The organism is Mucilaginibacter sp. (assembly GCF_039207105.1).
Taxonomy (GTDB): Bacteria; Bacteroidota; Bacteroidia; order Sphingobacteriales; family Sphingobacteriaceae; genus Mucilaginibacter.
Genome location: NZ_JBCECK010000248.1, coordinates 1 through 4977, shown reverse-complemented (window position 1 = coordinate 4977; position 4977 = coordinate 1). Strand labels below are relative to the sequence as shown.

Sequence of the window (4977 nt, the reverse complement as noted above, 5' to 3'; positions counted from 1 at the left end):
CTGTTGGTGTTACCACAAACGGCGATCTGCGGGCTGCAGGGATAGCTGTTTTTTTATAAAGCCACAGCCATAGTTTGCCATAGTCATCTGGTGTTTCAAAGAAAAACGCATCGTGAAAAACCGGGATCGTTTGATAGCCTAAATGAATCAGCGGAACAAAGTTATCGGTGCAAAATACAATGTCGCAGCCCTTACTCCAGGCTTTTAAAGGTAAAAACAATTGTTTCCAAAGCTGGTACCGGGCATGTTCAACTAATTTAAGCCATTTACTATTACCTGTATAAACGGGAAAAAGAGTATCCAGAAAATGAAAATGTAGTTGTTCGCTTTCCATTTTTTTGAACGCCTTACATACTTCTTCCAGGTAAGTTCGGGTACCAGTTTTGGCCAGTCGCAGATCGCGGATATCAACAGCTACAGTTAAGGGTTTTGCCATAACTTAAATGGCCTCACGGCTTTTAATAACCTTAGCCGGGACCCCGGCCACAATAGAGTTGGGAGGGACCGATTTAGAAACCACACTGCTTGCCGCAATTACACAACCTTTACCAATATGCACACCAGCCAGGATGGTTGCCCCGGCGCCTATCCAGCAATTATCTTCAATAGTTACGGCTATTTTGGTAACACCCTGCTCTTTTATGGTAAGTTCGAGGTCAGAAAAATTATGATTTTCTGAAAAGATCTGCACATTGGGCCCCATGATCACGTCTTTACCAATACTGATACCTCCCTGGCCTGCAAAATAGGCTCGGGCGCTGATACCTGTCCTGTCGCCAATAGAAATGCCGGCACCTTTATAAGCGATAACACCAGTGGCAAATAATATCGAATCTTTAGCGATAGATACATCGTCGCCGAAGATTATTCCATCTTTAGATAGCGCGTTAATGCTCACATTATCTTCCAGAATTAAATTTCTGCCAGTGCTTAGCATATAGGCATGACGTACCTTAACACGCTTACCGATGAAGATAAGCCCGGAGGATTTTTTTAAGAATAGCTTCAAGTATAGTCCCCTTAAAATTTGTACAGCCCTGCCCTGGCTAATGATCAGTAAATCTTTAGCGGTATATCCACTTTCCCATTTATAGTTAGGATCGTTCTTTAACTTTCTGATGAGTTTCTCAATCATTTGCGGGAAGGGTTTGAAGGGGTTTACTTTGCATGATAACACTGATCATGAGGCCGGATAAAAACCAGTTCATGTAAGAGATATAAGACGAAGATTCAACTTCAGATGTCATAAGCGGAATTAAAAAACTGATCTTCAACAATAAAACAGCCATACATAGTTTTCGTTCTTTTCCTTTCAGCTTATTTATCCATTTTAAACCTGTTTTAATAAACATCACATAAATAGAAAGGTATAAAAATAGGGCAATTATTCCTGTTTGTACACCTATAATGATAAACTGGTTTTCCCCGCCCACGTTTTCACCCAAACTTCCTCCAATTCTGCCTGATGAACCAAGACCCAGGCCAAGCGGATGTTCAATCATGGCTATTATCCCCTCGGCCCATTGTACCAGGTGGCCTACGCTTGATGGGTCGCTAAAATCTATAGTGTTCATGGCAACTTCCAGCAAACCATTGTGATTTTGCTCAAATTGGGCAAAAAGATAAATGAAGTATACAGCCACCAGACCAGCTATGGCATGAATGGTATTAGTGACGAATTTTCGTTTGGTGATTAGCGCGTATACGTATATGATCAGAAAATAGCTGATGAGTGGTGCACGGGATATGGCAAAGATAATAGAGAGCACAGTTGCACCAAGCGCGGCTAAGCCCATGCTATTAATGGTTACCTTGTTATCATCAGTAGTATAAAGACTTAGAATAACTGAAAGTGCCAAAAGAGTAGCCGCGGCATGTTCCAGGGGGCTGGTGAAAATGCTGGCAAAACGCGGTGTTCCTCCGTCAGATTCAAATGTCCAGTTAAGGCCAAAATTCCCGCCTGGTTCAAAGTTGAAAAAGTAATAGCTGTAATCGGCAAAGCCGGTAAAGTTTTGTAACTGCCGACCAACTATTAGTTCACCGATAAGAACCACACCTACACCAATAGTTAACAGAATAATGAAGTTGAAATATTTACTTACGTAAATTTTGTGAACATCCATCAAGCGTGCAGTGAAGTAAACCACAATATAAAAAGAATTGCTTTTAAGTGCCACCAACCTTTCTGAAAAGCTTTGCTCGCCTATGGGTAATATGGCATAAGCAACCAGGTAAATAAAATAAGCTATGATGGCATAATCAACCAAATGAAGCCGGGGCCGGAATTTTAAGGTGACTATATTTAATATTAAAAGACTAAAAATGAGTATCTCTTTAAATGATTGCATGAAAGGGATTACGCCCTTTAAGCCTAATGTAAAAGCAACAGACATGGCTGTATAATACATTGATAACCCAAAGATCATAAAAACAAGTACGCCCTGGGCATTGCCCTTGAGTACTTCTCTTATGGATACGATGAAGGAAATAATATAGATCAGCAAAAAAATGAACATGCCTCAGGATAGATTTTAGTTATTTTCTGGCCAAATTAGTTGTTTTGATGTGAATAAGCCATCTTTCAAGCCTTTAATTAACTGCTTTACTTTTTCGTTGCGGCCGCGCAATTTTAAATAAGTTAACAAAGCAAGATAATAAACACCGTTATAAATAAAGTTTATTGGATAAAACATGGGCTTACCATATCCTCTGATTATCCACAGGTGATTGCGGGAAACATAGTAATGAATTACGGGATTCAGGTTACCCTCTTTAGTAACCCCTGTTTTGGCCGAAACACCCGCCTCATGATACATTTTGCATGTGAATAAATAATGCAGCTGATGGCCTTTATTTCTGAGCCTGAAGGAAAGATCGACATCTTCATAATACAGAAAAAACTGTTTATTGAACAGACCCGCCTCTGTTAAAGCAGTATTTCTGATTAACATACAGCAACCGGTAAGCCATTGCGCGGTGATATGATTACTATTTGATACCGGGAGTTTAGTGTTTGACGAAGTAGTGCCCAAAAGAGCATTGAAATGGCCGTCGCCATTCCAGATCTGAGTTTTGTTATGCATCCAGTAAATGGCCGGCTGTACGGCCGCAGCTTCCGGGTGCTGTTGTAAATGTCCATAAAGCTTGGTAATAATATCCTCATCAACCAGCGTATCGGTATTGATGATCAATGAATAGGAATAACCTTCTTTTATAGCATATTCTATTGCCCGGTTGTTGCCTTCTGCAAAGCCCAGGTTTTCCTGGTTATCAATAAATGTAATGTCAGGGAACTGTGTTTTTAATAGCTGCAACGAACCATCTGTGGAGCCATTATCGGCCACGATGACATCAAATAAGCTTTCGTCGCAATATTGTTGTAAAGACAAAATGCAGTTAGCCGTGTATTCAGCGGTATTCCAATTAACTAAAATTACTGCAACAGGCTTATGCATTGTTTCTGGCTGGTTTTGTTATGGTGTATTCATACATCAACAGCCCGCAAATTTCAAGAATAAGCGTAAATGAAGCAAACAAAATATACCAGCCTGAATGGAATAGCGTATAAGCCAAAAGCAGCGAGACACCTAACAGTACAATGGCTATGCGGAAAATGTATGCGGTATTGTTTTTCAAAAGCTGGTCAATAACGTTTATAAAGTTCAGGGCTGCTACGGCAGGCACCCAGCACATGATTCTCAAAAATATAACAGCAGTATGGTCGTGTTGACCAGATATGACGTAAATGATAAAATCGGCGAGAATAAAAATACTAAGCGAACCCATAAAAAATACGCCTGTTATCAACCATTTAGTTTTTTTCCTGTACAAAGCCCAAATATGTGCGCCCTGCTGGTATATCTGTACAGATTTAGGGTATATGGCATTGGATACGGATATAATAAGCATTCGGCAGGTTTGAATAACTTTATCGCATAGTGCATAAGCGCCAAGCCATTCCGGGTTACCCAGATGCCCTAAAGCAAAGATCATGATGGATTGCTGCAGCTGAACAGATATGTTATTTGCGGTGAGGTAAAAATTGTCTTTACCTAATTTCAGCAGATCGGCCTTTACCGGCAGGCTAAATGATAGTTTAAATTCTTTTACACCATATATCAATAACCCCACGTAGGTAACAACACCCGCAAGCCCAAGAATAAAATTTACCCAACCCGCATCTGCCGAGCTTTTGATAAATATCACTAACGATAAAATAGAGATCACTTTGGTAACTACGTTAGCTATGTTGTAGATCTTTAACCTTTCGGTGCCGATGAAGAAAAATAGTGGGTTTAAGATCTCGGCAATTACCAGCGGCGTTGCCAGAATAATGAGGCTATAATATTTCATTCCCCACCATTGAATAGCGTACAGGAAAACAAGATATAGTATAAATATGATAGCTCTTATCCAAAGCGCGTTGTAAAATACGATGCTTAGCTTTTTTTTATCCTTGATGCTCATAGCCACATCCCTGATACCCGATTGGTTAATACCATAGTTGATAACCACCCCCGCAAGTGTAGCAAACGTATTGGCCAGGGTTACAAAACCAAACGCCTCAATCCCTATTTTTCTGGCGATAATAGGGAATATGAGCATCAGCAACAGGATGTTGGAAAGCTGGATGCTGCTTAAGTTTAAAAAATTAGAAAGGATATTGGTTGCCCTTAATTTTTGATAAGAGCCTATTAGTTTTTGTTTCAATACAGCCAATTGATGAAACAGCGAATTTAGTATAATTTAATGATAATGGATGCCAGTATGTCTACGAGGCTAAGTGTGGATAATAACCAATTCTACGGTTTTTAGGGTTTTTATGATGATGAAAGTTAAATAGATGTTTTATCTTAGCCGGAGTCTGAAATGATCAGAATAGGTTCAGTTATGATATTTAAAATATATCCCATAAATACCCTTACACATGAATAAAAACAATTATGCGATCATTATGGCCGGCGGCATCGGCAGCAG

At 39.8% G+C, this 4977-nt stretch carries 5 protein-coding genes; all 5 read right to left on the bottom strand.

The window, feature by feature from the left end; genetic code table 11:
- Window positions 1-436 (bottom strand): hypothetical protein (locus AAGC65_RS24880; protein WP_343115168.1); only part of this gene is annotated, 436 nt, incomplete at its 3' end.
- A gap of 3 nt (window positions 437-439) precedes the next feature.
- Complete coding sequence (locus tag AAGC65_RS24875) at window positions 440-1135, bottom strand: acyltransferase (protein ID WP_343115167.1); 696 nt, start codon at window positions 1133-1135, stop codon at window positions 440-442.
- The gene (locus tag AAGC65_RS24870) at window positions 1128-2516 is read right to left on the bottom strand and encodes an O-antigen ligase family protein (RefSeq protein ID WP_343115166.1); all 1389 of its coding nucleotides are present in this window, start codon (window positions 2514-2516) and stop codon (window positions 1128-1130) included. Before AAGC65_RS24870 ends, AAGC65_RS24875 begins: the two co-directional genes overlap by 8 nt.
- Window positions 2517-2531: 15 nt before the next feature.
- Window positions 2532-3455 (bottom strand): glycosyltransferase family 2 protein, encoded by a 924-nt coding sequence (locus tag AAGC65_RS24865; protein ID WP_343115165.1) that lies wholly within the window; start codon window positions 3453-3455, stop codon window positions 2532-2534.
- Window positions 3448-4710 (bottom strand): oligosaccharide flippase family protein, encoded by a 1263-nt coding sequence (locus AAGC65_RS24860; protein ID WP_343115164.1) that lies wholly within the window; start codon window positions 4708-4710, stop codon window positions 3448-3450. The genes AAGC65_RS24865 and AAGC65_RS24860 overlap by 8 nt, the downstream gene beginning before the upstream one ends.
- Window positions 4711-4977: the final 267 nt, after the last annotated feature.